The 25,882-nt window shown below is 66.0% G+C and carries 21 protein-coding genes and 2 pseudogenes; 17 read left to right on the forward strand and 6 right to left on the reverse strand.

The features are described 5' to 3' along the window. Nucleotides 1-78: 78 nt before the first annotated feature. The 7 genes and pseudogenes from TSO5_RS13765 to TSO5_RS13795 form a co-directional block, all read left to right on the forward strand. Nucleotides 79-408, forward strand: a pseudogene (locus TSO5_RS13765) (IS110 family transposase); the annotation flags it as partial. 239 nt (nt 409-647) lie between these two features. Next, nucleotides 648-1,405 (forward strand): annotated as a pseudogene (locus tag TSO5_RS13770) (IS5 family transposase). A 461-nt stretch (nt 1,406-1,866) separates the two neighbouring features. Then, nucleotides 1,867-2,640 carry an ABC transporter ATP-binding protein gene (locus tag TSO5_RS13775; protein WP_098735551.1) on the forward strand — a complete coding sequence of 258 codons (774 nt, stop codon included), beginning with the start codon at nt 1,867-1,869 and terminating at the stop codon, nt 2,638-2,640. Further along, a complete protein-coding gene (locus TSO5_RS13780) occupies nt 2,640-3,365 on the forward strand; it encodes an ABC transporter ATP-binding protein (RefSeq protein ID WP_098735550.1) in 726 nt (241 codons plus the stop codon). The genes TSO5_RS13775 and TSO5_RS13780 overlap by 1 nt, the downstream gene beginning before the upstream one ends. A 105-nt stretch (nt 3,366-3,470) precedes the next feature. Further along, nucleotides 3,471-4,358 carry a branched-chain amino acid ABC transporter permease gene (locus tag TSO5_RS13785; RefSeq protein WP_098735549.1) on the forward strand — a complete coding sequence of 296 codons (888 nt, stop codon included), beginning with the start codon at nt 3,471-3,473 and terminating at the stop codon, nt 4,356-4,358. A gap of 5 nt (nt 4,359-4,363) precedes the next feature. After that, the gene (locus TSO5_RS13790) at nt 4,364-5,347 is read left to right on the forward strand and encodes a branched-chain amino acid ABC transporter permease (RefSeq protein ID WP_199230893.1); all 984 of its coding nucleotides are present in this window, start codon (nt 4,364-4,366) and stop codon (nt 5,345-5,347) included. Nucleotides 5,348-5,397: 50 nt separating this feature from the next. Further along, the gene (locus TSO5_RS13795; RefSeq protein ID WP_098735547.1) at nt 5,398-6,612 is read left to right on the forward strand and encodes an ABC transporter substrate-binding protein; all 1,215 of its coding nucleotides are present in this window, start codon (nt 5,398-5,400) and stop codon (nt 6,610-6,612) included. 66 nt (nt 6,613-6,678) lie between these two features. Here the strand turns inward: TSO5_RS13795 and TSO5_RS13800 are convergent, their stop codons facing one another. After that, nucleotides 6,679-7,593, reverse strand: a complete 915-nt coding sequence (locus tag TSO5_RS13800) for a LysR family transcriptional regulator (RefSeq protein ID WP_098735546.1) — start codon at nt 7,591-7,593, stop codon at nt 6,679-6,681. Nucleotides 7,594-7,744: 151 nt separating this feature from the next. Between TSO5_RS13800 and TSO5_RS13805 the strand changes: the two genes are divergently transcribed. Genes TSO5_RS13805 through TSO5_RS13845 form a run of 9 tightly spaced genes read left to right on the forward strand, consistent with a single transcriptional unit; the run spans nt 7,745 to nt 18,130 of the window. Then, nucleotides 7,745-8,854, forward strand: coding sequence for a glycoside hydrolase family 88 protein (locus TSO5_RS13805; RefSeq protein WP_109152129.1), 1,110 nt, complete (start codon nt 7,745-7,747; stop codon nt 8,852-8,854). 38 nt (nt 8,855-8,892) lie between these two features. Further along, entirely contained in the window at nt 8,893-9,348 is a 456-nt protein-coding gene (locus TSO5_RS13810) for a MaoC/PaaZ C-terminal domain-containing protein (protein ID WP_098735544.1), read from the forward strand. Between the two features lie 7 nt (nt 9,349-9,355). Beyond that, nucleotides 9,356-10,924 carry a malonate decarboxylase subunit alpha gene (locus TSO5_RS13815; protein ID WP_109152130.1) on the forward strand — a complete coding sequence of 523 codons (1,569 nt, stop codon included), beginning with the start codon at nt 9,356-9,358 and terminating at the stop codon, nt 10,922-10,924. 30 nt (nt 10,925-10,954) lie between these two features. Beyond that, nucleotides 10,955-12,091, forward strand: coding sequence for an iron-containing alcohol dehydrogenase (locus tag TSO5_RS13820; protein ID WP_098735542.1), 1,137 nt, complete (start codon nt 10,955-10,957; stop codon nt 12,089-12,091). 5 nt (nt 12,092-12,096) lie between these two features. Next, entirely contained in the window at nt 12,097-13,545 is a 1,449-nt protein-coding gene (locus TSO5_RS13825; RefSeq protein WP_098735541.1) for an aldehyde dehydrogenase family protein, read from the forward strand. A 28-nt stretch (nt 13,546-13,573) separates the two neighbouring features. Beyond that, nucleotides 13,574-14,719 carry an acyl-CoA dehydrogenase family protein gene (locus TSO5_RS13830; protein WP_098735540.1) on the forward strand — a complete coding sequence of 382 codons (1,146 nt, stop codon included), beginning with the start codon at nt 13,574-13,576 and terminating at the stop codon, nt 14,717-14,719. 49 nt (nt 14,720-14,768) lie between these two features. Beyond that, nucleotides 14,769-16,427, forward strand: coding sequence for an acyl-CoA synthetase (locus TSO5_RS13835; protein ID WP_109152131.1), 1,659 nt, complete (start codon nt 14,769-14,771; stop codon nt 16,425-16,427). Next, the gene (locus TSO5_RS13840) at nt 16,424-17,173 is read left to right on the forward strand and encodes an electron transfer flavoprotein subunit beta/FixA family protein (protein ID WP_098735538.1); all 750 of its coding nucleotides are present in this window, start codon (nt 16,424-16,426) and stop codon (nt 17,171-17,173) included. Before TSO5_RS13835 ends, TSO5_RS13840 begins: the two co-directional genes overlap by 4 nt. An 18-nt stretch (nt 17,174-17,191) precedes the next feature. After that, nucleotides 17,192-18,130 carry an FAD-binding protein gene (locus TSO5_RS13845; RefSeq protein WP_109152132.1) on the forward strand — a complete coding sequence of 313 codons (939 nt, stop codon included), beginning with the start codon at nt 17,192-17,194 and terminating at the stop codon, nt 18,128-18,130. 141 nt (nt 18,131-18,271) lie between these two features. Here the strand turns inward: TSO5_RS13845 and TSO5_RS13850 are convergent. Then, nucleotides 18,272-19,035, reverse strand: a protein-coding gene (locus TSO5_RS13850) for an IS5 family transposase (RefSeq protein WP_109152133.1) whose coding sequence is annotated in 2 segments (ribosomal slippage) — nt 18,272-18,705 and nt 18,705-19,035 — 765 coding nt in all. Because the reading frame shifts where the segments join, the coding sequence is not laid out codon by codon here. A 160-nt stretch (nt 19,036-19,195) separates the two neighbouring features. On the opposite strand from TSO5_RS13850, the gene TSO5_RS13855 reads away from it, so the two are divergent. Next, nucleotides 19,196-20,242 (forward strand): sensor domain-containing diguanylate cyclase, encoded by a 1,047-nt coding sequence (locus tag TSO5_RS13855; protein WP_098736673.1) that lies wholly within the window; start codon nt 19,196-19,198, stop codon nt 20,240-20,242. A 466-nt stretch (nt 20,243-20,708) separates the two neighbouring features. Here TSO5_RS13855 and TSO5_RS13860 read toward each other — a convergent pair whose 3' ends face one another. From TSO5_RS13860 to TSO5_RS13875, 4 genes are read right to left on the reverse strand one after another with little or no spacing between them, the layout of a single operon-like run. Beyond that, nucleotides 20,709-22,325, reverse strand: coding sequence for an AMP-binding protein (locus TSO5_RS13860; RefSeq protein ID WP_244592444.1), 1,617 nt, complete (start codon nt 22,323-22,325; stop codon nt 20,709-20,711). 14 nt (nt 22,326-22,339) lie between these two features. Then, a complete protein-coding gene (locus tag TSO5_RS13865; protein ID WP_109152134.1) occupies nt 22,340-23,413 on the reverse strand; it encodes an SDR family oxidoreductase in 1,074 nt (357 codons plus the stop codon). A gap of 27 nt (nt 23,414-23,440) precedes the next feature. Continuing rightward, nucleotides 23,441-24,175: an ABC transporter ATP-binding protein gene (locus TSO5_RS13870; protein WP_098736676.1), complete on the reverse strand. Its 735-nt coding sequence runs from the start codon at nt 24,173-24,175 to the stop codon at nt 23,441-23,443. Beyond that, the gene (locus TSO5_RS13875) at nt 24,172-25,872 is read right to left on the reverse strand and encodes a branched-chain amino acid ABC transporter ATP-binding protein/permease (RefSeq protein ID WP_109152135.1); all 1,701 of its coding nucleotides are present in this window, start codon (nt 25,870-25,872) and stop codon (nt 24,172-24,174) included. The genes TSO5_RS13870 and TSO5_RS13875 overlap by 4 nt, the downstream gene beginning before the upstream one ends. Nucleotides 25,873-25,882 lie beyond the last annotated feature (10 nt).

A 25,882-nucleotide genomic window follows, 5' to 3' on the forward strand; every position in this document is an offset into this window, starting at 1 on the left:
GTTACTCCACTTTCCCGAGCTTGAGTTTCTGGTTCGTTCCTATATCCCGGACAATCTGGTCACTTTCGTGTAGTGACCCCTCCCTGCCTGGTCGGCATGGAGGCCTGCGGCGCGGCGGATCATTGGGCACGGCGGATCCTGGCGTTCGGCCATCGTGTCCGCCTGATCCCGCCGGCTCGGGTCAATCCCTATGTGGCGCACGGCGAGAAGAACGACGCGACCGATCCCGCCGCCATCGCCGAAGCCGTGACACGGCCGCACATGGCCTTCGTTCCGGTCAAGGGTGTGGAGCAGCAGGCGGTTTTGATGCCGCACCGGACATGCGATCTGCTTGTGCGTCAGCGGACCATGCGGATCAACGGCTTTCGCGGACATCTGGCTGAGTTCGGCATCGTTGCCGCCCAGGGACGGCGAAAGGCTTCAGCGCTGATCACCGGACTGGATGACCAGGATATCCCGGAACCTGCCCATGCCGCCTTGCGGGAACTACAGCGTCGTGCGTTTAATATGAAACATCCGACGCTGTAGACCGCCCGGATGCCGGGTACGTCAGTCCCAGCAGGTTGGTCGAACTAGGGTCCGGACCCATAAAGAGCCTTTCCTGCAGGGCACCGTTATGATTCAACGCCCTGGAAAGGGGCTTTGTGATGAGCGACGGTCAGTTCTGGTTGACGGTGGAGCAGTTTGGGCGGCTTGAGCCGCACCTTCCGCGCGACACCCGAGGCAAGCCGCGCGTGGATGATCGCCGTGTGATCAGCGGGATCGTCCATGTGCTGAAGTCGGGCGGGCGCTGGGCGGATGCTCCACCGGTCTACGGCCCCCGCAAGACGCTCTACAACCGCTTCGTACGCTGGGCGGCCAAGGGCGTGTGGGAGGACATCTTCCATGCCTTGGCGGCGGCGGGTGGCCCACCGGCCCAGGTGATGATCGACTCCACGGCGGTCCGTGCCCATCGTTCGGCAAGCGGCGGCAAAGGGGGGAGCGTGCCCAGGCCATCGGCCGGTCCCGTGGCGGGCGAACTACCAAAATCCACGCCCTGAGCGATCCGCGCGGTCGGCCGCTCGCCTTCCTGCTGACCGGCGGTCAGGTCGCCGACTGCACCGCCGCCGACCGTCTGCTTGATCGGATGCCTGCCACCGACCTCCTGCACGGCGACAAGGGCTACGACAGTGCCGCTGTTCGCCGGAAGATCGAAGAGGCCGGGGCCGCGCCCAACATTCCGCCACGCGCCAACAAGCGCTGGAAAAACTGCTTCTCTCCCTACCTCTACCGGAACCGCAACGTCATCGAGCGCATGTTCGGACGCCTCAAGGATTTCCGGCGCATCGCCACCCGTTACGACCGGTCCGCCACCAACTACATGGCCGCCGTCCACATCGTGGCAACCGTCGCCTACTGGTTATGAGTCCGGACCCTAGCAACGCTCCGAATCAGCGCGATCAAGCCACCAATCCGTTCGGCGATAACGGCCACCCCCTCCATCCGCCGACGCCCAACGTCTAGCCCACAACGACGACATGAAGCCGTATATCTCAGCGGCCGTGCCGCCTGAACCAAGCCCCGAACTCAGGAAACAGCGACCGATGCCCGGACCGTGCGGCCATCCGCGCGGCTGGGCTCGATTCGGTGTCGATGGACGATGCCTTATATGAAGCCGATATAAATAAAATACTAATAATATATTTGTGGCGCCCTATCCTCTGCCCTACAGTCTTTCCGTACCAACAATCCCGTCCGCCAGCAATTCTCATCCAGTGGATGCTGGCGATTCTCGCGCGGTCACTGTGAACCAATGGTCACGGTTACCGCGTTACATGCGCCTTCTTGCGCTAGGAAAGACAAATCGGGACGGAAAGAGGAAGCGCCATGGACGATTTCGTCCTTCAGACCTATGGCATGACCAAGGAATTCAAGGGCTTTACGGCCGTCAACTGCGTCGATCTCAAGGTCCAGCGCGGACACATCCACGCGCTGATCGGACCCAACGGCGCAGGCAAGACGACCTGCTTCAATCTGCTCACCAAGTTTCTGGAACCGACCCGTGGCCGGATTCTGTTCAACGGGACCGACATCACCGGCGAAAAGCCGGCACAGGTCGCGCGCCGGGGCATCGTGCGCTCCTTTCAAATCTCGGCGGTGTTTCCGCATCTGACGGCCCTTCAGAATGTCCGCGTGGCCATGCAGCGCGGTCTCGGGACCTCCCTCCATTTTTGGAAGTCGAACCGGTCACTTGATGGCCTGAACGACCGGGCAGCGGAGATTCTGGACCTTGTCGGGCTGAAAAGTTTTTCCGGCATGGCCGCCGTGGAAATGCCCTATGGCCGGAAACGGGCGCTGGAAATCGCCACCACCCTGGCGCTCGACCCCGAGGTGATGCTGCTCGACGAACCGACCCAGGGCATGGGGCACGAGGACGTCGACCGCGTCATGGACCTGATCAAGCGGGTGTCGGCCAACCGCACCATCCTGATGGTCGAGCACAACATGAAGGTCGTCGCCGGCATCAGCGACGCCATCACCGTGCTCGCCCGCGGAGCCGTCCTCGCCGAGGGCTCCTACGCCGAGGTGTCGGACGACCCGCGCGTCATCGAGGCCTACATGGGGTCCGCCGCCAACGACGAACTGGTGGAGGCACTGTGATGAGCCGTCGGATCGAGCATACGCCCGTCGAATATCTGCGCGTCACCGATCTGCACGCGTTCTACGGCGAATCGCACGTGCTGCACGGCATGGACTTCGTCGTCAACCAAGGCGAATGCGTGTCGCTGCTGGGCCGCAACGGCGCCGGGCGCACCACGACAATGCGCGCCATCCTGGGACTCACCGGGCGACGGTCAGGGTCGATCATGCTCGATGGAAAGGATGTCATCCGGTTGCCGCCGCACCGCATCGCGCGGCTGGGTGTCGGCTATTGCCCGGAGGAGCGTGGCATCTATTCCAGCCTGTCCTGCGAGGAGAACCTGCTTCTCCTGCCCAAGGTCGCCAGCGGCGGCATGAGCGTGGAGGAAATCTACGCCATGTTCCCGAACCTGAAGGAACGGCGCCACAGCCAGGGGACCCGCCTGTCCGGCGGCGAGCAGCAGATGCTGGCGATGGCCCGCATCCTGCGCACCGGCGCCCGCCTGCTGCTGCTCGACGAAATATCCGAAGGGCTGGCGCCGGTCATCGTCGAAAAGCTTGGCGAGATCATCCGCGATCTGAAGGCCAAGGGCTATACGATCCTGCTGGTCGAGCAGAATTTCCGCTTCGCCGCGCCGCTGGCCGACCGGATGTACGTCGTGGAGCATGGTCGGGTGGCCACGGAAATCGAACGACGCGACCTGCCGTCGAAGATGGGGTTGCTGCGCGACTATCTCGGCGTCTGACCGCACCGGCGCTCCTTTGCGACGCCCCCGAAAGCGCCCCCAAACGGCGCCCCCAACGGCGCCCCTGGAAGGCGCCGCGACCACATAATTCGGAAGGTTTGGAGAATGACCGAGATCTTCGGTTTTCCCATCCAGGCGCTCATGGGGCAACTGGTCCTCGGCCTGGTGAACGGATCCTTTTACGCGATGCTCAGCATCGGGCTCTCGGTGATCTTCGGGATGCTCAACATCATCAACTTCGCTCATGGCGCCTTCTACATGATCGGTGCCTTCCTGGCGTGGATGGGGCTGTATTACTGGGGAATCAGCTATTGGTGGTCCCTGATCCTGGTACCCCTGGCGGTGGCGCTGATCGGCATCGCCGTCGAACGCACCCTGCTGCAGTGGATCTACAAACTCGACCATCTCTACGGGCTGCTGCTGACCTTCGGCATCGCCCTGGTGATCGAGGGCATGTTCCGGCACTGGTTCGGCGTCGCCGGCCAGCCCTTCGACGTGCCGGAGGGCCTGACCGGCGGCTTCAATCTGGGCTTCATGTTCCTGCCGAAATACCGGGCCTGGGTGATCGCCGCGTCGCTGACCGTGTGCGTCGGGACCTGGTTCGTCATCGAGAAGACCCGCCTGGGATCCTATCTGCGCGCCGCGACCGAGAATCCCAAGCTGACGCAAGCCTTCGGAATCAACGTCCCCATCATGGTGATGCTGATCTATGGGCTTGGTGTCGGGCTGGCCGGCTTCGCCGGCGTATTGGCTGCTCCGGTGCTCCAGGTCAGTCCGCTGATGGGCTCCAACATGATCATCGTCGTGTTCGCCGTGGTCGTCATCGGCGGCATGGGATCGATCGTCGGCTCGATCGCGACCGGCCTGATGCTCGGGGTCGTCGAAGCCATCCCCAAGGTGTTCTACCCGGAAATCTCCTCGACCATGGTCTTCATCATCATGGCGATCGTGCTGCTCCTAAGGCCGGCCGGACTGTTCGGCAAGGAAAGATGAAACCGATGACCGACACTCCCGTCACCTTTGACCGGTTCACCGTCAACCGAGTCCGCATTCTCGCCCTTCTCGCCCTGGCGATGGCGGCACCGTTCGTGACATACCCGGTGCTGGGCATGACCGTCCTGTGCTTCGGTCTGTTCGCCTGCTCGTTCAATCTTCTGCTCGGCTACACCGGGCTGTTGTCATTCGGCCACGCCGCCTTCCTGGGCACGGCGGCCTATGTGACCGCCCACGCGCTGAAGGTCTGGGAGTTGCCGACCCTGCCCAGCCTCGCGCTCGGCGCCGGGGCCGCCGCGCTGCTGGGCGCCGTGTTCGGTCTGATCGCCACCCGCCGCCACGGCATCTATTTCGCCATGGTGACGCTGGCGCTCGCCCAGATGATGTTCTTCGTCTTCTTGAAGGCGCCATTCACCGGCGGCGAGGACGGCCTGCAGGGCGTGCCGCGCGGCAGCCTGTTCGGCCTGATCGACCTTTCCGACGACACCACGCTCTATTACGTGGTTCTGACCATCGTCGTCTTCGGGCTGTGGGTGATCCACCGGGCCATCCACTCGCCGTTCGGCGAGATCCTGAAGGCGATCCGCGAGAACGAAGCGCGGGTGACCTCGCTCGGCTACGACGTCGCGCGTTACAAACTGCTCGCCTTCGTGCTGTCGGCCGGGCTGGCTGGGCTGGCCGGCGCCACCAAGGTGCTGGTGTTCAAGTTCGCCACGCTGGCCGACGTCCATTGGCATGTGTCGGGCGAGGTGGTGCTGATGACGCTGCTGGGCGGCGTCGGCACCGTGATCGGCCCGATGCTGGGAGCCGCCGTCGTCGTCGTGCTTCAGAACGAGCTGGCCGACAAGGTCGGTTCCTTCGTCACCATCATCATCGGGGTGATCTTCATCCTGTGCGTCCTGACCTTCCGGCGCGGCATCGCCGGAGAGTTGAACGATCTGCGCCGCCGCGTCCTGGGCGATGCACGCTCCGGATCCGCGGACGGCTGATGAGGCGCTCCGCGCGCCATCCACAAACACATCCAAGAGGGGAGGAAGCCATGTTGAAGGGAAGTTCCATCGGCCTGTGCGTCGGCGCTCTGCTGAGCCTTGGCACGGCGCACGCCGAGATCACCGATGGCGTCGTCCGCATCGGCGTGCTGAATGACCAGTCCGGGATCTACGCCGGGCTGTCCGGACCGGGATCGATCTGGGCGGCCAGGAAGGCCGTCGAGGACTTCCAGCCTGAAAAACATGGGCTGAAGGTCGAGGTCGTGGCCGCCGACCACCAGAACAAGCCCGACATCGGGTCGAGCATCGCCCGCAAATGGATCGACGTCGACAAGGTCGACATGATCGTCGACGTGCCGACCTCCTCGGTGATCCTCGCGGTCAATCAGGTGGTCCAGGAAAAGAACAAGGTGATGATCGTCTCCGGCGGCGGAACCGCCGACCTGACGGGCGCCGCCTGCACCCCCAACTCGATCCATTGGACCTACGACACCTGGGCCCTGGCCAATGCCACCGGCAAGGCGGTGGTGAAGACCGGCGGCGACAGCTGGTACTTCCTGACCGCCGACTACGCCTTCGGTCATGCACTGGAACGGGACACCGAGGCCGTCGTCCTCAAGAACGGCGGCAAGGTCCTGGGCAGGATCCGGCACCCCTTCCCCGGCACCGATTTCTCCTCCTTCCTGCTCCAGGCACAGGCATCAAGGGCCAAGATCATCGGCCTGGCCAACGCCGGCGGCGACACCATCAACGCCATCAAGCAGGCCGCGGAGTTCGGCATCACCCAGGGCGGTCAGAATCTCGCCGGCCTGCTGGTGTTCATGAGCGATGTGCAGGCGTTGGGACTGAATGCCGCGCAGGGCCTGATCCTGACCGAAGCCTGGTACTGGGACATGACCGACGAGAACCGCAAATTCGCCCAGGCCTTCACCGCCGCCAACCGGGGAGCCTTCCCAACCAGCGCCCAGGCCGGCGTCTATTCGGCGGTGACCCATTATCTGAAGACGGTGGCGACGCAGAAGGAGGATGGCGACGGCGCCAAGGTGGTCGCGGCGATGAAGGCCACGCCGACCGACGATCCGCTGTTCGGCAAGGGCACCATCCGCGCCGACGGCCGCAAGATCCACCCGCTCTATCTGTTCGAGGTCAAGAAGCCGTCCGAATCCAAGAAGCCGGGCGACTTCTACAAGCTGCGCGCCACGATCCCCGCCGAGGAGGCCTTCCGTCCGCTGGAAGACGGCGGCTGTCCGCTGGTCAAGAAGTAAAACCCGACGTCACATCGCCTTACGCCCGCCAAGCCCGACGGCTTGGCGGGCTTTCTTTGTTCCATCTCATCCAGCGGCGCGCGGCGTCGGCTCGCTCATGCCGCGCACGACCGTTTTCGCCGTATCGATGAACGCCTTCAACAAGGGCGACGGCGTGCGTTGCGTCCATCCCAACAGCACCTCGATCCGGGCGTCGTCGCCCGACAGGGTCTTGTAGACGACCTGCTCGAAATGCACCCGGCGCACGGCGGACGGCACGAACGCGATCCCGGCGCCCGAGCTGACCAGCCCGAGCGCGGTGTAGACCTGCGCCACCTCCGCAGCGACCTTGGGGACGAAGCCGGCCGCGGCGCACATGCCCGCGATCATGCCATGGAAATCCGGGGCCGATTTCTGGCTGTAGATGATGAAGCTTTCCGAAGCACAGTCGACGAACGGTACAGTCTCCAACGCCGCGAAAGGATGGTCCGACGGAACGGCGAGCACGAAGGGCTCCTTGAGCAGGGAGTCGCTCGTGATGTCTTCGGAATTGAAGACCGGCCGCAGGAACGAGACGTCGATATCGCCACGCAACAGGGCGTCGACCTGATCGACGACCGGAAACCAGCGCAATTGCACATCGACCATCGGATAGCGTTGGCGATAGGCGCGCAGGATCGGCGGCAGCACGGTGTAGGAGGTGTGCTCGAAGAATCCGACCGCCAACTGCCCGATCTCGCCACGCTGGGCGCGCTGGGCCTGAATCGCCGCCGCTTCGACCGACCGCAGAATCTGCCGGGCCAGTTCCAGATAGATGCGCCCGCTGTCGGTCAGTTCGACATGGCGGCGCGTCCGGTACAGCAGGGACACGCCGAGTTCGTCCTCAAGCTGGCGGATCTGTTGGCTGAGCGGCGGTTGGGCGATGTGCAGCCGCTCGGCCGCCCGCGTGAAGCTCAGCTCTTCCGCGACCGCGACGAAGTAACGGAGATGGCGCAGATCCATACTTATATCTTTCCGGTATAAATAACGTCTTTATAATATATTGGACGGTTGATTTCGGCAATCCTTATCATCGCCCACATCACAGAGGGCAATGCGGACAATCGGCGACCGAAACGGTCTGCGCGACCGAACCGCCAAGAGGAAACGCATCATGATTGATCGGACCAACGCCATCGCGCGCGTGCTGGCGCGCGTCGACTCCACCCTGGCACAGCCCGGCTCGGGCTTTCCCCATTACGCCGATCCAGCCAACGGCGTGTGGGTGCGCAGTCCGGCCGGTGATTGGACCGGTGGCTTCTGGTGCGGCATGCTGTGGCTTGCCGCGCTGCGCACCGGCGACGCGGCCTACCGCGACCATGCCCGCGACTGGGCCTCGCGGCTGCGTGTCCGCGCGGACTCCAACTCCGTCTTCAAGGGGTTCCTGTTCTGGTACGGCGCCGGCATCGGCGACGCCCTGCTCGCCGATCCGGTGGCCCGCGACCTCGCCGCCGCCGGCACCGCCGGGCTGATGCGGATGTACAACCCGCGCGCCCGGCTGATCCCGCTCGGCACCGAGGCGGAGGAGGCCTTCGACGTCGGCGCCAACGAGGCCAACATCGACGCCCTGCCGGGAACCATCGCGCTGCTGCTGTCCCGGGGCGGCGACGCGGCGGCCGTCGCCCGCGACCATCTGCGCCAGCATGTCGCCCTGTGCGTACGCGACGACGGGTCGGTCTGCCAGTCGGCCAGCTTCGACCCCGAAACCGGCGCCCTGCTGCGCCGCTACACCCACAAGGGCATCCATGAGAACAGCACCTGGGGCCGCGCGCAGGGCTGGGCGATGATCGGGCTGGCCCAGGCATTGGCGCGGGGCGAGACGGAGTTCCGTGCCGACGCCGTCCGCGTCGCCGACTGGTGGCTCGCCAACATTCCGGCCGACGGCGTCGCCTTCTGGGATTTCGACGATCCGGCGATCCCGGCCACCGAGCGCGACAGCTCGGCCACCGCCATCGGCGCCGCCGCCCTGCTGAAGCTGGCGGCGTTGATCCCCGAACACCGCGAGCGCTACGAGGCGGCGGCGCGCAAGTCCGTGGATGCGCTGGTGAACGGCTATCTGACGCCGACCGCCCCCGGCGACGCGCGCCAACCCGGCATCCTGACCGAAGGCTGCTTCAACAAGCGGAACGGCACCGCCACCGCCCACGAACTGATCTGGGGCGACTACTTCCTGTTCGAAGCCCTGCTGGCGCTGGAGGGAGACCTCGCGCCCGAGCGGCTCTGACGACCACACACGCCCCCCGTTTTCCCGGAGGAATTCCCATGTCCGAACACCAGTATCCGGCGCCCCGCATCAACCATCGCGGCCCGGTTTCCACGCTGATCGGCACCGAGACCAGCTACACGCGCACCATCGGCGAATACGACATCTACGCTTTCGCCGGCATCAGCGGCGACAACCATCCAAATCATTGCGACGAGGAATACGCCCGCCGCGTCGGGTTGGGCGGCCGCGTCGCCCAGGGGTCGATGATGGTCGGCTATGTGTCCGGCGCCGTCACCAAGTACCTCGATTGGGCCGGTCGCCCGGCGGTGTCCTACGGCTACGACCGCGTCCGCTTCACCAAGCCGGTCCGCATCGGCGACACTCTGACCGTCCATTACCGCATCGTGCGCGCCGACGACGCGAAGAAGCGGCTGTGGGCCGACGCGACGCTGACCAACCAGCGCGGCGAGACGGTCTGCGTCTGCACCCACATCATCCATTTCCAGGAGTGACGCCGCGATGAGCAAGGTCTGCACCGCGCAAGAGGCGGTCGCGCTCATCCAGCCCGGCCAGACCGTGGCCAGCGTCGGCGTGATCGGCTGGCTGACCCCGGACGCCCTGCTCGGCGCGCTGGCCCAGCGGTTCCGCGACACCGGCAGCCCGCGCGACCTCACCTTCTTCTTCCCGGTCAGCGTCGGTGACGCGCTGGGGATCAAGGGGATGGACCATGTCGCCATCGAAGGGCTGATGAAGCGCGTGGTGTCGGGCAACTACCTGAACGCGCTGGACCCGGCGACCGGCAAGCGGCCCGAGATGATGCGCCTGATCCGCGAGAACCGGGTCGAGGCCTATTGCTGGCCCATCGGCGCCACCATGCATTGGCTGCGCGAGGTCGCGCGGCGCGGCCCCGGCTATCTGACGCCCATCGGCATCGGCTCCTACATCGACCCGCGCCAGCAGGGCGGCAAATACACCGAGCGGGCGCGGGAGGATCTGGTCCGGCTGCACAGCATCGACGGCCGCGAGTACCTGCATTACCCGACCTGGCCGCTGAACGTCGGCTTCATCCGCGCGACCAGCGCCGACGAGCACGGCAACCTCAGCTTCGAGGACGAGCCGATCACCTCTTCGGCCCTGGCCCTGGCGCTGGCGGTGAAGGCGTCGGGCGGCACCGTGATCGCACAGGTCCGCAAGCTGGTGCCCCGCCGCTCGCGCTCCGTCCATGAGGTGCGCGTGCCGGGCGAACTGGTCGATCATGTCGTGGTCGCGCCCGAACCGATGATGACCACCGGCATCCGCTACGACGACCGCTACCTCGGCCGCCAGATCTTCGACGGGCGGACGACCGAGCGGCTGCCGCAGGGCGCCGACAAGGTCATCGCGCGGCGCGCGGCGGCGGAAGTGCGGCCGGGCGTGGTCACCATCTTCGGCTTCGGCGCCTCGTCCGACGTGCCGACGGTGATGATGGAGGATGGCGCCTTCGCCGACGACGGCCTGCTGCGCTACAACTTCACCACCGAGCACGGCCCCTTCGGCGGCGTGGTCATGAGCGGCTGGCAGTTCTCCGCCAACATGTACCCCGAGGCGCTGATCGACGGTCCGTCGCAGTTCGACTTCATCGACGGCGGCAACTGCGAGGCGGCGGCGCTGGCCTTCGCCCAGTTCGACCGGGCCGGCAACGTCAACGTCAGCCGCTTCGGCGCCGCCAACCCCGGCCCCGGCGGCTTCATCGACATCGCCTACAACGCCCGCGAGCTTGTCTTCACCGGCACCTTCACCACCGCCGGGCTGGGGGTGGATGTCGGCGACGGACGGTTGACCATCCAGCGCGAGGGCAAGGTCCGCAAGTTCGTCGAGCGGGTGGACGAGATCACCTATCCGTTGCTGCGCAACGTGGCGGAGCGCGGGCAGAAAGCGAAGATCGTCACCGAACGGGCGGTCTTCGCGGTGGAACCGGACGGTCTGGTGCTCACCGAGGTGGCGCCCGGCATCGACGCGAAGACCCAGGTCATCGACCTGATGGACTGCCCGCCGCACCGCGTTCTCGACCCTCTGCCGCGCATGGCGGACCGGCTGTTCCGCGACTGACGCGCTCACGAAGAAATCCGAGGAAAAACCATGGCGACCATCAGTTATCTGACGACGATCCAGTTCGATTACGGGGCGCTCGGCACGCTGCCGGCCGAATTGCGCCGGCTCGGCATCCGCCGCCCCTTCCTGGCCACCGACAAGGGCGTCGGCGCGGCGGGGCTGCTCCAGCGCGTGCTCGACGCCATGGGCGGCACCGAAGGCACCGTCGTCTATGACGACACGCCGCCCAACCCGACCGAGGACGCCGTCGTCGCCGCCACGGACCTGTACCGCGACCGCGGTTGCGACGGCATCGTCGCGGTCGGCGGCGGGTCGGCGATCGATCTGGCGAAGGCGGTGGCGCTGCTGGCGACCCACCCGGCCCCGTTGCAGCAATACGCGGCGGTGGAGGGCGGCGCCGCCCGCATCACCGCCCAGGTGGCTCCGCTGGTCGCCATCCCGACCACGGCCGGCACCGGCAGCGAGGTCGGGCGCGGCAGCGTCATCGTCATGCGCGACGGCCGCAAGCTGGGCCTGCTCAGCCCTCATCTGCTGCCCAAGGTGGCGATCTGCGATCCGGAGCTGACGCTCAGCCTGCCGCCGCTGCTGACGGCGGCGACCGGCATGGACGCCATCGCCCATTGCATCGAGACCTTCCTCGCCCCCGCGGTCAACCCGCCGGCCGAAGCCATCGCCCTGGACGGCCTGCGGCGCGGTGTCCGTCACATCGAGCGGGCGACCGCCGACGGGACCGACCGCGAGGCGCGCTGGAACATGATGATGGCGGCGATGGAAGGCGCGATGGCGTTCCAGAAGGGTCTCGGCGCGGTGCACGCCCTGTCGCATCCGCTGGGTGCCGTGCCGCTGCGCCTGCATCACGGCACCTTGAACGCCATTCTGCTGCCCGCGGTGCTGCGCTTCAACAAGCCGGCGGTCGCGGCGAAATGGGCAACGCTGTGCGAGGCGATGGGACTGCCGCAGGACGGCGATCCTGCCGCCTTCATCGCGGATCTCAACCGCCGCCTGGGTCTGCCCTCCGGGCTGGAGGCGCTGGGGCTGGAGCGGGCGCAACTGCCGGAGATCGCTGAAAAGGCGCTGAAGGACCATTGCCACGCCACCAACCCACGGACGGCCACGGCCGACGACTATCTGGGCATGCTCAACGATTCCTATCCGGCCGGGTGATTGCGATGACCAGCACGACCACCATCCACAAGAACTTCATCGACGGCGAATGGCTGGCCGGCAGCGACGCCACGGTCAACGTCAACCCGTCCGATCTCGACGACGTGATCGGCCGCTACGCCGTCGCCGACGCGACGCAGGTCGAACACGCTGTCACGGCGGCCCGGCGCGCCTTCAAGCCCTGGTCCGCCGTCGGCGTCCAGGAGCGCTCCGACATCCTGGATCGCGTCGGCACGGAAATCCTGGCGCGGCGCGAGGAACTCGGCCGCCTGCTGTCGCGGGAGGAGGGCAAGACCCTGCCCGAGGGCATCGGCGAGGCGACACGCGCCGGCCAGATCTTCCGCTTCTTCGCCGCCGAGGTGCTGCGCGGGCGGGGCGAACTGCTGGACTCCGTCCGCCCCGGTGTCGGCGTGGAGATCACGCGCGAGCCGGTCGGCGTGGTCGGCCTGATCACCCCGTGGAACTTCCCGCTGGCGATTCCGGCCTGGAAGATCGCGCCGGCGCTGGCCTACGGCAATTGCGTCGTCTTCAAGCCGGCCGAACTGGTGCCCGGCTGCGCCTGGGCACTGGCCGACATCCTGTCGCGCGCCGGCCTCCCCGACGGTGTCTTCAATCTGGTGATGGGTCCGGGCGCCGTGGTCGGCGACGCCATCGCCCGCTCGGCCGGGGTGGACGCTATCAGCTTCACCGGATCGGTTTCCACCGGCAAGCGGGTGGCGGCGGTCGCCGCCGAACGGCTCGCCAAGGTCCAGTTGGAGATGGGCGGCAAGAACCCGCTGGTGATCCTGGACGACGCCGACCTCGACGTCGCGGTGCGCTGCGCGGTGCAGGGATCCTACTACTCCACCGGCCAGCGCTGCACCGCGTCCAGCCGGCTGATCGTGGCCTCCGGCATCCACGACCGCTTCGTGAAGAGCCTCGGCGAGGCGCTGAGCCGCTTGACCGTCGACGACGCGCTGGCTCCCGGAACCGACATCGGCCCGGTGGTGGACGAGCGGCAATTGGCCCGGGATCTCGGCTACATCGAAAGCGGCACCGGCGAGGGTGCGACGCTCGCCTTCGGCGGTAATCTGCTGACGCGGGCCAAGCGCGGTCATTACCTGTCGCCCGCCCTGTTCACCGAAACCACGCCGGAGATGCGCATCAACCGCGAGGAGATCTTCGGACCGGTCGCCACGGTGCTGCGCGCCGACGGCTATGAACACGCGCTGGCCATCGCCAACGACACGCCCTTCGGTCTGTGCGCCGGCATCGTCACCGGCTCGCTGAAGCATGCCGCGCATTTCAAGCGCAATGCCGATGTCGGCATGGTGATGGTCAACCTGCCCACCGCCGGCGTCGATTACCACACGCCGTTCGGCGGACGGAAGGCATCCAGCCACGGCCCGCGCGAGCAGGGCGCCTACGCCCGCGAATTCTTCACCACCGTCAAGACCAGCTACGTCCAGGCCTGACGGCGGCGGCACGCGAAAGGACAGGATCATGAGTTCCGTCATCAAGGACCATCACGAGGCGATCCGCGACGCCGTCCGCCGCTTCGCGGAAAACGAGATCGCGCCGGTCGCCGAGCATCTCTGGCAAGCGGAGGAGTTTCCCTACGCCGCCTGGAAGCTGGCCGGCGAACTCGGCTTCATCGGCCTGCCCTACCCCGAGGCCCATGGCGGCGGCGGTGGCGACTGGCTCGGCTTCACCATCGTGCTGGAGGAGATCGCGCGGGTCGATTGCGCCGTCGCCGTGTCGATCATGGCGAATTCCACCATCGCCAGCCTGCTGAACAATTTCGGGACCGAGGAGCAGAAGCACCGCTTCCTCCGCCCGATCCTGGAGGGCACCCAGGTCGGCTGCATCGCGTTGACCGAACCCGGCGCCGGGTCCGACAGTGCGAACATCCAGACCCGCGCCACATTGCGCGACGGCAATTGGGTCATCACCGGATCGAAGACCTTCATCAGCAATTCGGGCACCGACATCACCGGCCCCATCGTCATCGCCGCCGTCACCGGCACCCGTCCGGACGGCCGCAAGGAGATCTCCAACTTCATCGTGCCCACCGGAACGCCGGGCTTCACCTCCGGCCGCAAGTTGCACAAGATCGGCTGGCGCGGCTCCTCCACGCACGAGCTGTTCTTCGACGAGTGCGTGCTGACGCCCGACCATCTGCTGGGTCAGGTCGGGTCGGGGCTGAAGCAGACGCTGGCGCAGATCAGCACTGGGCGCATCCTGATCGGCGCGCTGGGGCTGGGAATCCTGCAAGCCTCGCTGGAACGGTCGACGGCCTACATGAAGGAGCGCCATGCCTTCGGCAAGGCGCTGACCGAGTTCCAGGCGTTGCAGTTCAAGATCGCCGACATGGCGACGCACGGCCACGCCGCGCGGCTGATGCTGTACGACGCCGCGGCGCGCAAGGACGCGGGCGAGCGGTTCGACCGCGAGGCGTCGATGGGCAAGCTGTTCGCCACGGAAAAGGCCATGGAGGCCGCGCACCAGGCGGTCCAGATCCATGGCGGCAACGGCATCATGATCGAATACCCGGTGTCCCGCGCCTTCGGCGACGCCAAGGTCCTGGAGATCGTCGAGGGCACCTCGGAAATCCAGCGGATGATCATCGCGCGCGAACTGCTTCGGTAGAGGCATTGATAGTGGCGCCCCCTCCTTTCAGGACGGAACAGACAGGACCATGCCCGCCAACAGTCCCTTCCACGCCGACGGCCTCGGCAAGACCGCGGCCAACCATGCGCCGCTGACACCGCTGTCGTTGCTCGCCCGCACGGCGGAGGTCTACCCGCACCACCTTGCGGTGGTTTACGGGGCGCGGCGCTACACATGGGCGCAGACGGCGGAACGTTGCCGCCGTCTCGCTTCGGCACTGGCGGCGGCGGGGGTCGGATGTGGCGACACCGTCGCCGTGATGGGCGCCAACACCCCCGAGACCATCGAGGCGCATTTCGGCGTCCCAATGGCCGGGGCCGTGCTCAACACGCTGAACACCCGCCTCGATGCTCCCACGCTGGCCTTCATGCTGCGGCACGCCGAGGCCAAGGTGCTGATCGCCGACACGGAGTTTTCCGCGACCGTCCGCGACACGCTGGCCCTGCTCGACCGGCCACCGCTGGTGATCGACATCGATGATCGGCAAGGTCCACGCGGCGCACGGATGGGCGCGGTCGATTACGAAGGGTTCATCGCCCTCGACGACCCGAATTTTACCGGTGGGCAGCCGTTGGACGAGTGGCAGGCCATCGCTCTCAATTACACCTCGGGCACCACCGGGAATCCCAAGGGTGTCGTCTATCATCATCGCGGCGCCTATCTGGCCGCCCTGTCGAACATGATCGACTGGGGCATGCCACGGCATTCGGTGATGCTGTGGACCCTGCCGCTGTTCCACTGCAACGGCTGGTGCTTTCCCTGGACCATGGCCGCCAACGCCGGCACCAACATCTGCCTGCGCCGTGTCGATCCGGAGCGGATCCTAGCCCTGATCCGCGAGCACGGCGTCACCCATTATTGCGGTGCCCCGGTGGTGCACGCGATGCTGGCCAACGCACCCGATGCCTGGAAATCCGGGATCGGCCACCCGGTCGAGGCGCTGATCGGCGGCGCCCCGCCACCGGTTCCGGTGATCGCGGCGATGGAACGGATGGGCTTCTCCATCACCCAGATCTACGGTCTGACCGAGGTCTACGGGCCGGCGGCGGTGTGCGCCCCGCAACCGGATTGGAAAGATCTGGACACGGCAACACTCGCCAGCCGGAAAGGAAGGCAGGGGGTGCGCTACACCGCGCAGGAGAACATGGCAGTGCTGGACCCGAGCACTATGGCGCCGGTTCCCCCCGACGGCGTCACCATCGGTGAGGTCATGTTCCGCGGCAACATGACGATGATGGGATATCTGAAGAATCCCGAGGCAACGGCGGAGGCCTTCGCCGGCGGCTGGTTCCATTCCGGCGATTTGGCCGTGGTCCAGCCGGACGGCTATGTCCAGATCAAGGACCGCTCCAAGGACGTCATCATTTCCGGCGGCGAGAACATCAATTCCGTCGAGGTCGAGGAGGCGCTCTACCACCATCCGGCGGTGCTTGCCGCGGCGGTCGTGGCGCGTCCGGATGCCAAATGGGGCGAGAGCCCTTGTGCCTTCGTGGAACTGAGGCCGGAGACGTCGGCGACGGAAGCCGAACTGATCGCGCATTGCCGAGCGCGGCTCGCCCATTTCAAGGCGCCGAAGACGGTGATCATCGGCGAATTGCCGAAGACTTCTACGGGGAAAATCCAGAAATTCGCACTACGCGAAGCCGCGAAACAGAGTGGCACACATGTTGAGGGAAGCAACCGATGAAGATCCTCGTCCCCGTTAAGCGAGTGGTTGACTACAACGTGAAGATCCGCGTGAAGGCGGATGGCAGCGGCGTCGAGACCGCCAACGTGAAGATGAGCATGAACCCCTTCGACGAGATCGCCGTCGAAGAGGCGGTGCGTCTGAAGGAGGCCGGCACGGCGACCGAGATCGTCGTGGTCTCCGTCGGCCCGACCCAGGCCCAGGAGACCCTGCGCACCGCTCTCGCCATGGGTGCCGACCGCGCCATCCTGGTGCAGACCGACGTGACGACCGAACCGCTGGCCGTCGCCAAGGTGCTGAAGGCCCTGGTCGAGAAGGAGGCCCCCGGCCTCGTCATCCTCGGCAAGCAGGCCATCGATGACGACTGCAACCAGACCGGCCAGATGCTGGCCGCCCTGCTGGGCTGGGGCCAGGGCACCTTCGCCTCGAAGGTGGTGCCCGGCGACGGCAAGGTCGCGGTGACGCGCGAGATCGACGGCGGCTTGGAGACGGTGGAGCTGAAGCTGCCGGCGGTGGTGACAGCCGACCTGCGCCTCAACGAGCCGCGCTACGCCTCGCTGCCCAACATCATGAAGGCGAAGAAGAAGCCGCTGGAGACCGTTGCTCCGGACGGGCTCGGCGTCGACGTGACGCCGCGGCTGACCACGGTGAAGGTGACGGAGCCGCCGAAGCGCCAGGCCGGCATCAAGGTGCCGGACGTCGCCACGCTGGTCGACAAGCTCAAGACCGAAGCGCGCGTGATCTGAGGGGGATGAACTAAGACCATGGCCAACATTCTCGTCATCGCCGACCACGACGGCGCCTCGCTGAAGCCCGCCACCCTGAACGCCGTCACCGCCGCTGCCAAAATCGGCGGCGACATCCACATCCTGGTCGCCGGCAAGGGCGCCGAGGCCGCCGCCGAGGCGGCATCCAAGGTCGCCGGCGTGTCGAAGGTGCTGCTGGCCGACGACGGCTCTTACGAGCACCAGCTGCCGGAAGACGTCGCCCCGCTGGTGGTGTCCGCCGTCAAGGGCGGCGGCTACGGCCATGTGCTGGCCGGCGCCACCTCGGCCGGCAAGAACCTCCTGCCGCGCGTCGCCGCCTTGCTGGACGTCGCCGCCATCTCCGACATCACCGCCGTGGTGTCGGCCGACACCTTCAAGCGGCCGATCTACGCCGGCAACGCCATCGCCATCGTGCAGTCGGCCGATCCGGTGAAGGTCGTCACCGTCCGCACCACCGCCTTCGAGACCGCAGCATCCGAAGGCGGTTCGGCAGCCGTCGAGCAGGTCGCGGGCGCCGGTGCGGCCGGCCTGTCGAGCTTCGTCTCGGCGGAGCTGACCAAGTCGGAGCGTCCGGAGCTGACCGCCGCCCGCATCGTCATCTCCGGCGGGCGCGGTATGCAGTCGGGCGACAACTTCCCGATGCTGGAGGCTCTGGCCGACAAGCTGGGTGCCGCCGTGGGTGCCAGCCGGGCCGCGGTCGATGCCGGATACGTGCCGAACGACTATCAGGTCGGCCAGACTGGCAAGATCGTCGCGCCCGACCTGTATGTCGCCGTCGGAATCTCGGGCGCCATCCAGCATCTGGCAGGCATGAAGGACAGCAAGGTGATCGTCGCCATCAACAAGGACGAGGAGGCGCCGATCTTCCAGGTCGCCGACTACGGCCTCGTCGCCGACCTGTTCACCGCGGTGCCGGAACTGACTGCCCATCTCTGAAGCAAAACCGATTGCTGCTCTCGACAAGTTCACTCCCGCGATGTGTTGGTCTGACGCGGCTAGGTACAAAGGAGTTTATGGACGTCCCGGTATTGCATTCAGGAGCATTAGAACCAGACGACCTCACACTAGGCCGTAGACTCATAATCCCTGGCACCATAGCCTGACGGCGACGAGCTTCACGGCCGCCAGGAAATTTTCGGGTCGTTTGTCGTATCGGGTGGCGATACCTCTGAACTGCTTGATCTTGTTGAAGAACCTTTCGACAAGGTTCCGCTGACGATAGACCCAGGACGAGAAGACGAAGCTGCCCTTGCGGTTGGTTTTGGGCGGAATGTTGGCCCAAGCCTTCCGCTCGGCGGCTTTGGCGCGGATGGCATTGCTGTCATAGCCTTTGTCGGCCAACAGGATGGCCCCCTCGCCAAGATCCTCCGTCAGGGCGTCGGCTTCGATGCAGTCGGCAACCTGCCCGGCAGTCAGGCGCAGACGGACGGGGCGGCCTTCCGCATCGACGAGCGCGTGGATTTTGCTGGTGAGGCCCCCACGGGAACGTCCCATGCCGCCATCGTCTCCAGCCCCCTTTTTCCCGTGGCCGCGTGCTGGTGCACGCGAACACAGCTGCTGTCGATCATCACGATGTCGGCGTCGTAGGCTGCCGATACCGCTTCCAGAAGCCGATCCCAGACCCCGGCCTTCCGCCATCGCACGAAACGGTTGTAACAGGTCGTCGAAGGACCATACCGTTCCGGTATCTCCGCCCAGGGCGATCCGGTGCGGAACCGCCACAGAATACCATTCAGAACCCGGCGATCATCCACACGCCGCACACCGCGCGGCTTGTTCGGCAGTAGCGGCGACAGGATCGACCATTCCTGGTCCGTGAGTTCGTAGCGGCGGCTTGTCATCAAGGGCTCCTTCGGGAAACCCTTGAATCACGACACTACTCTCTAGGCCAAGACGATTTATGAGTTTACCGCCTAGTCCCAGCAAGATTGATACTTGTTAGATTTTTTTTGCGTCTCGTACAGAAAATCTGACGAATCATTTGTGGAACATCGCAGCAGAATGATACAATCCTTTCGGATTGCCTGCATCGTTCCAGAGCCCCGCATCGTGCTTACCGCTGATGAACTTCGACGCATTATTGACATGCAGATAGAAATCACCCGACAGGGCCTCGACCTGAGCGGCGTGATGGCCATAGTGGTCGAACACGCCCTGGCACTGACCGCCGCAGATGGCCTCGCCATCGAGTTGGTCGAAGGTGACGAGATGGTCTATCGCGCAGTCTCCGGCATTGCACATTCACAACTTGGCTTGCGCATTCCCCGCGAAGGCAGCATGTCCGGGCTGGCCGTCAGGACGGGCCAGCTACAGCATTGCCATGATTCGGAAACCGATCCGCATGTGTATCGCGAGGCATGTCGCCGCGTCGGGCTGCGCTCCATGGTAGTGTTGCCACTGACCTTCCGCCAAGTGACGGTGGGCATCATGAAGGCCATGTGGCGCTCGCCCCAGGCCTACACCGAGACCACGGTCGAGCTGCTGAAACTCGTAGTCGAAATGATTGCGTCCGCCATGTATTTTGCGACGCGCTACGACGCAGACAGCCTCTATCACCAAGCCACGCATGATAGCATGACAGGCTTGGCCAACCGGTCGTATTTCATGGACCGCCTGCGCAGCCTAGTGGACAGCAGCGTGCGCAATAGGTGTGCCTGTGCAGTGCTGGTGCTCGACATGGACGAACTGAAGCAGGTCAACGACCAGTATGGCCACCGCCAGGGCGACGCGATGATCGTCGAGTTCTCCCGCCGCTTGCGCGCCAGCGTGCGCCAGACCGATCTGGTAGCCCGCATCGGTGGCGACGAATTCGCGTTGCTGCTCTCTCCGCTGGCCTCCGACAGCAATCTCCAGGCCGCAATGCATCGGATCAACGGTAACATCGAGCGTCCCTGGCGTTTCGAGGGGGCTGACTTCGCCATGCGCGGAAGCCTGGGCGCGGCACACTGCCCAGACGAAGGCGTAGACCCGGCCGGCCTGTTGCATCTGGCCGACTTGCGCATGTACGAAGCCAAACGCGCGCGCAAGGTGGCGGAACCGAACCCATGAGCAAGCTCTGGAAGCTATCGGGATCAATCCGGGCAAGGCTGCTGCTGACGCTCATTTTCTCGGTCATCTCGCGCTGACTCTTCGGCTGGCCCTGGAACGGTGTCAGTGCCGGCTGGATACTGGCCCATCCGCATTCTTGATACTGCTGGCGAATTCAAGAAGTGGGGAGGTGCGCGCGAACTCAACGAGTTGGCCGAAGTGCGAGCGCTAGGTTGGCGCGATCGGAACGTCAGCCATCCAGTTGCCGATCCTGACCAAATTCATGGCAGCGGCGACGCCGATCACCCCTGAAACTGGGCCAGTGTTGCAGGCCGATGCACAGCGAGATTGTAGTAGTGCCGTGAGAAGCTGTTCGCAGGCGACACGTGCCGCCTACGAACAGCTTCTCAGTCTCCTCGCCACCGTAACCCGGACCATCTACGCAAAGTGCGCAAGAGCCACCAAACCGGGGCAAGATCATCACACCTTATCCGGCTTGGCGCTCGCGGTCCCAGACACGGTCGTTCGGCAACTCCCGCAATTTGTGGCGTTCGATCTCGCGCTTGGTGACGGAACGCGGGAAATCGTCGACGAAGGCAATGAAGCGCGGGATCTTGAAGGCCGCCATGCGGCCCTCGCACCACGCGGCGATGGTGGCGGGCGCCACGTCGCAGCCGGCCTCACGGATGACGAAGGCCTTCACGTCCTCCTCCCCCTTCTCGGAAGGTGCGCCGACCACCACCACCTCGCGCACGCCGGGGCAATGGCTGAGCACGCTTTCCACCTCGTAGGCCGAGATGTTCTCGCCCCGGCGGCGCAGCCAGTGGGCCTGCCGGCCGGTGAAAAAGAGGAAGCCATCCTCGTCCAGGTATCCCAGATCGCCCGTGTGCATCCACTGGTTCGACAGGCACTCCAGCGTGCGTTCGGGCGCGTTGAAATAGCCCGACATGAAAATGTGCGGGTAGCGCGGGCGCAACGCAATCTGGCCGATGGAGCCGGGCGGCATGGGCTGGTCGCCGTCGTCCAGGATGGCGACCTCGGCCCAGCCATGGGTCCGGCCGTTGGCGCGCGGCTTGGGCGAGTCCATCCGGTTGTTGACGATCAGCACGCCGCCGGTCTCGGTCAGCGAATAGACATTGACGAAGCCGACGCCGAAGCGCTCGACGAAACGGTCGGCCACGGCGGGCGGGATCTGCCCGGTCACGCCCAGCGAAACCCGCACCCGGTGCTCACGATCGCCCGCCCCTTCGGGCTGTTCGACCAGCACGGTGATCATGGTGCCGATCAGATCGACGATGGTCGCCCCGGTCTCGCGCGCCCGCGCCCAGAAGTTGCTGCCGCTGAAGCGGCGGTCGATGACGGTCGGAATGTCGGCGACCATCGGCCCGACCACCCCCAGCATCAGCCCGCCGACGTGGAACAGCGTCAGGATCGAGTAATGCACGTCGTCCGGCTTGGTCTCGAAGGCCTCCACATAGCGCATCCCCGCCGCGATCCAGGCGAAATGCGGCAGCAGGGCCCCCTTGGGCAGGCCGGTGGTGCCGCCGGTGTAGATGATCACCGCCGGATCGCCGCCGGACACCTCGACCACCGGCGGCGTAGAGCCCGGTTCCAGCAGTTCGGTGAAGGCGGGACGGCGCCCGCCGCCCCCTATCTGCCCCTCTGCCGTCTGCCCCTCTGCCACTTGATAGACCCGCATCGGCGGCAGCCGGTCCTCGACCGCCGCGACCCGCTCCGCCAACTCCCCGTCCACCACCAGCACGGCGGGCGCGGCGTCGGTCAGGGTGTGGACGAGATCCTCGCCAACCAGACCGGCGTTCAGCGGCACCCAGATCGCCCCCAGCTTTCCGGCGGCGACCCAGGTCACAAGATGCTCGGGCGCGTTGCGCAGGAAGCAGGCGATCCGGTTGCCCCGGCGCACCCCCAGCCGGTGCAGGTTGGCGGCCACCAGGGAGGACTCGTCGTCCAGATCCCGGTAGCTCATCGCCCGCCCGGCGACGGTCAGCCGGGGAAGGTCCCCGTGCTGCGCCGCGCGGGCCGCGACCAGCGCCGGCAGAGTCTCCCACTCCACCGGAACGCCGTGAACGCTGCGCTTGGTCGTCATGGCGGCGGCCCTCCTCATTCCGGCAGGATGCGCCGCTTCTGCAGCTCCTGCAGGAGATCGACGAACATCTCCTCGGTGTCGACGCACTCGTGGAAGCCCAGCTTGCGCGCCTTGATCGTGCTCATGTGGTGCGGGTTGGGCCGCTGGCCGTAGCCGAACAGGAAGTCGGCAAACTGCCAGGACGGCACCACCTCGCCATACTTGTAGGGCTTCAACTGGTGCTTGGCGACGACGCGGTCCCAGATCGGTTCGTTCTGCGGCATGATGCGGGCCAGCGAGAAGGGCTGCGCCGGTTCCAGCTCCATGCGGAACAGCTCGGCCACCTTGGGGAAGACGTTCTCCCAGACATAGACGTCGCCGTTGGCGATGTTGAAGACTTGGTTGGCGCATTGCGGGCTGGTTCCGGCCCATTCGGCGGCCTTGGCGATCAGCCGCGCGTCGGTCGCCTCGCCGATGCGCGACGCACCGCCGGGGAAGCGCAGCGGCAGGCCGTATTCGCGCGACACGGCGGCGAAGACGCCGATGGCGGTGATGATGTTCAGCGGGCTGCCGATGGCTAGGCCGCAGACGATCTGCGGGCGCAGCACGCTCCAGCTCCAGTCCTTGCCCTGCTGGCGCTCGGCAATCCAGTCCTGCTGGTCGTAGTAGAAGTTCGGCCGCATGTAGCGTTTGTCGCTCTCGCGCGCCGGCTGGCGGAAGGGCCCGAGATGGCCGCCATAGGCCTTGGTGCCCTGCAACAGCGTGACGTGGCGTAGGTTGGGCGACACCGCCTCGACGTTCTCCACCACGTTCTTCAGCATGGCGAGGTTGGTCTCGACATGGTCCCATTCCGACCAGCCGCGCGTCACGTCGGGCTTCTCGTAGACGGCGGTGTAGCAGATGTTGGTGACGCCCTTGATCTCGCGCAGCTTGCGGCAGTCGTCAGGGTTGCGCAGGTCGATGGCCGCCCATTCGGCCGTGGTTTCGAAATCGGGGGTGCGGCGCGACACGCCGCAGACGTCCCAATCGGGCAACGCCTCGAAATGTTCCAGCATCGGGCGGCCGACGGTGCCGAGAGCGCCGACGATCAGCATCTTCTGACGGGCCATGAAGTCGATCCTTGTGTGGGAAGTTTCTTAGAAAAGCGTCATCAGGTATTGGCGGTCGCCCAGCGGTTCGGGCGCGCCTTCGTAAATCTTGCGGCCGGTGCGCAGCACGGTGACGCTCTGCGCGATCGGCAGGGCGTGGACGACGTTCTGCTCGACCATCAGCACGGCCATGCGCAGCGCCCGGTTCACCTCGGCGATGGCCTCCATGACGCGCTGGACGAGGTTGGGGGCGAGGCCGATGGAGGGCTCGTCGAGGATCATCACGTCGGGCCGGTGCATCAGTGCCATCCCCATGGCGAGCATCTGCTGCTGCCCGCCCGACATGGTGCCGGCGATCTGGCCGGCGCGCTCGCGCAGGATCGGGAAGAGATCCATCACCGCGTCGCGGTTGGTCCGCGTGGCGGCCGGGTCGTCGGCGGTGTAGGCGCCGAGTTCCAGGTTCTCGCGCACCGTCAGGCTGCGGAAGATGCCGTGCCCCTGCGGGACCAGCGCGATCCCCGCCTTGACGTTGTCGGCGCAGCGCCGCTTGGTGATGTCCTCGCCCCGGTAGCGGATGCTGCCGGAGGACGGCCGGATCAGCCCGAAGACCGAACGCACCAGCGTCGTCTTGCCGGCCCCATTGTGGCCCAGCAGCACGCGGATCTCCCCGGCCCGCACCGTCAGGTCCATGTCATGGACCACGGCCCGCTTGCCGTACCCGGCACTCAAGCCCCGCACCTCAAGCAGAGGTTCGGCAATCGGCATCGCATGAATCTCGGTCATCCAAAATACCTCTCGGCCAGTTCGCGGTCGCGCATCAGCGTCTCCGGCGGTCCTTTGGTCAGCACGCGGCCCTCGTCAATGAAGACGATCTCGTCGCAGACGCCGCGGATGACCTCCAGATTGTGTTCGATGATGCAGATGGCCTTGTTGGCCCGCGCCAGATCGCGCAGCACACCGCAGATGCGCTCCACCGTGCCGGTGTCGAGGCCCGACAGCGGTTCGTCGAGCAGCAGCACGTCGGCCCCAGTCGCCAGAAGTCGGGCGATGACCAGCAGCTTCTCCTCGGCGTAGGACAGGTTGGCGGCGACCTCGTCGGCCTTGGCGAGCAGCCCGACGAAGGAGGCGATCTCCAACGCTCGGGCGAGGTTCTCCCGCTCGGCCCAGCGGACGCGGCCGGGCCGCAGATAGACGTCGAACAGGCCGTCGCCCGGCTGTTTGGGCAGCGAGACCAGGATGTTCTCGACGACGCTCAGCTTGGTGAACAGCTTGAGATCCTGGAAGGAGCGCGCCAGCCCGGCGGCGACGACCTCGTGCGGCTTCAGCGCGGTCAGGTCGCGTCCCCGATAGAGGATGGTGCCGCTCGTCGGCCGCAAGAAGCCGGAGAGCAAGTTGAAGGCGGTCGTCTTGCCGGCGCCGTTGGGGCCGATCAGCCCGACGATCTGGCCGCGCCGCAGGTCGATGGTCAGATCCTTGACCGCTTTGATGCCGCCAAAGCTCTTGGCCAACGCCCTGGCGGAGACCACTACTTCGCCCGGCGTGCCCTCGGCGCGGACCAGCGTCGACGCGGGGCCGTTGGCGGGAACCATCGGAAGAACCGCGCCGGTCGGCGGACGGAATACCGTCTCGGGGAACAGCCCTTCGGGACGCAGCCGCAGGATCACGATCAGGATCACGCCGTAGATCACCTGCCGCACCATGTCGGCGATGTCGCCCGGCACATGCACGAACTTCAGCCCCTCAGGCAGCAGCACCAGGATCGCGGCACCGGCCAGCGAGCCCCACAGATTGCCCATGCCGCCGAGGATCACCATAGCGAGGATGAGGATGGTCTCCTCGATGGTGAAGGATTCCGGGTTGACGAAGGCGATGTAGTGGGCGACCAACGATCCCGCGACCGACGCCAGCCCGGCCGACAGGGCGAAGACCACCAGCTTCATGCGGACGAGGTTCTTGCCGACCGCCTGGGCCGCCGCCTCGTTCTCGCGCATGGCGCGCAGCGAGCGGCCGAAAGGCGAGGCGCCAAGCCTCCAGGCCACCGCGCAGCACAGCGCCGCCATCACCGCCGCCAACGGCAGGAAGGCCACCGGATTGTTCAGAGCGGTGCCGAACAGCGACACCGGGGGAATGCCGCCGATGCCGTCCGGTCCGCCGGTGACCGGCTTGCTGTTCATCAGCACGTCGATGGTGATGGCCTGCAGCGCCAGCGTAATGACGACCAGATAATGGCTGCCCACCCGCATGGCAGGGAAGGCGACCAGCAGGCCGATGGCGGCGGTGACGACAATCCCGGCAAGCATGGTGAAGGGAAAGCCGATGCCGAGCTTCGTTGCCAGAATGCCGGCGGCGTAGGCTCCGCTGGCGTAGAAGGTGGCATGCGCCAGGGCGAAGATGCCGCCAAAGCCGATCAGCAGGTTGAAGGAGGTCGCCAGGATGCTGTAGAGGCAGACCATGACGAGGACGTGGGCAAGGTATTCCATGGCTTCCGGG

The organism is Azospirillum sp. TSO5, assembly GCF_003116065.1.
In the GTDB taxonomy this organism is placed as follows: domain Bacteria; phylum Pseudomonadota; class Alphaproteobacteria; order Azospirillales; family Azospirillaceae; genus Azospirillum.

Coding starts and splice junctions, on each gene's coding strand:
- TSO5_RS13795 (WP_098735547.1), top strand. CDS start 5,398: ATGTTGAAGGGAAGTTCCATCGGCCTGTGCGTCGGCGCTCTGCTGAGC.
- TSO5_RS13775 (WP_098735551.1), top strand. CDS start 1,867: ATGGACGATTTCGTCCTTCAGACCTATGGCATGACCAAGGAATTCAAG.
- TSO5_RS13805 (WP_109152129.1), top strand. CDS start 7,745: ATGATTGATCGGACCAACGCCATCGCGCGCGTGCTGGCGCGCGTCGAC.
- TSO5_RS13845 (WP_109152132.1), top strand. CDS start 17,192: ATGGCCAACATTCTCGTCATCGCCGACCACGACGGCGCCTCGCTGAAG.
- TSO5_RS13800 (WP_098735546.1), bottom strand. CDS start 7,593: ATGGATCTGCGCCATCTCCGTTACTTCGTCGCGGTCGCGGAAGAGCTG.
- TSO5_RS13830 (WP_098735540.1), top strand. CDS start 13,574: ATGAGTTCCGTCATCAAGGACCATCACGAGGCGATCCGCGACGCCGTC.
- TSO5_RS13785 (WP_098735549.1), top strand. CDS start 3,471: ATGACCGAGATCTTCGGTTTTCCCATCCAGGCGCTCATGGGGCAACTG.
- TSO5_RS13865 (WP_109152134.1), bottom strand. CDS start 23,413: ATGGCCCGTCAGAAGATGCTGATCGTCGGCGCTCTCGGCACCGTCGGC.
- TSO5_RS13825 (WP_098735541.1), top strand. CDS start 12,097: ATGACCAGCACGACCACCATCCACAAGAACTTCATCGACGGCGAATGG.
- TSO5_RS13835 (WP_109152131.1), top strand. CDS start 14,769: ATGCCCGCCAACAGTCCCTTCCACGCCGACGGCCTCGGCAAGACCGCG.
- TSO5_RS13840 (WP_098735538.1), top strand. CDS start 16,424: ATGAAGATCCTCGTCCCCGTTAAGCGAGTGGTTGACTACAACGTGAAG.
- TSO5_RS13810 (WP_098735544.1), top strand. CDS start 8,893: ATGTCCGAACACCAGTATCCGGCGCCCCGCATCAACCATCGCGGCCCG.
- TSO5_RS13815 (WP_109152130.1), top strand. CDS start 9,356: ATGAGCAAGGTCTGCACCGCGCAAGAGGCGGTCGCGCTCATCCAGCCC.
- TSO5_RS13855 (WP_098736673.1), top strand. CDS start 19,196: ATGATACAATCCTTTCGGATTGCCTGCATCGTTCCAGAGCCCCGCATC.
- TSO5_RS13820 (WP_098735542.1), top strand. CDS start 10,955: ATGGCGACCATCAGTTATCTGACGACGATCCAGTTCGATTACGGGGCG.
- TSO5_RS13860 (WP_244592444.1), bottom strand. CDS start 22,325: ATGACGACCAAGCGCAGCGTTCACGGCGTTCCGGTGGAGTGGGAGACT.
- TSO5_RS13790 (WP_199230893.1), top strand. CDS start 4,364: ATGACCGACACTCCCGTCACCTTTGACCGGTTCACCGTCAACCGAGTC.
- TSO5_RS13780 (WP_098735550.1), top strand. CDS start 2,640: ATGAGCCGTCGGATCGAGCATACGCCCGTCGAATATCTGCGCGTCACC.
- TSO5_RS13870 (WP_098736676.1), bottom strand. CDS start 24,175: ATGACCGAGATTCATGCGATGCCGATTGCCGAACCTCTGCTTGAGGTG.
- TSO5_RS13875 (WP_109152135.1), bottom strand. CDS start 25,872: ATGGAATACCTTGCCCACGTCCTCGTCATGGTCTGCCTCTACAGCATC.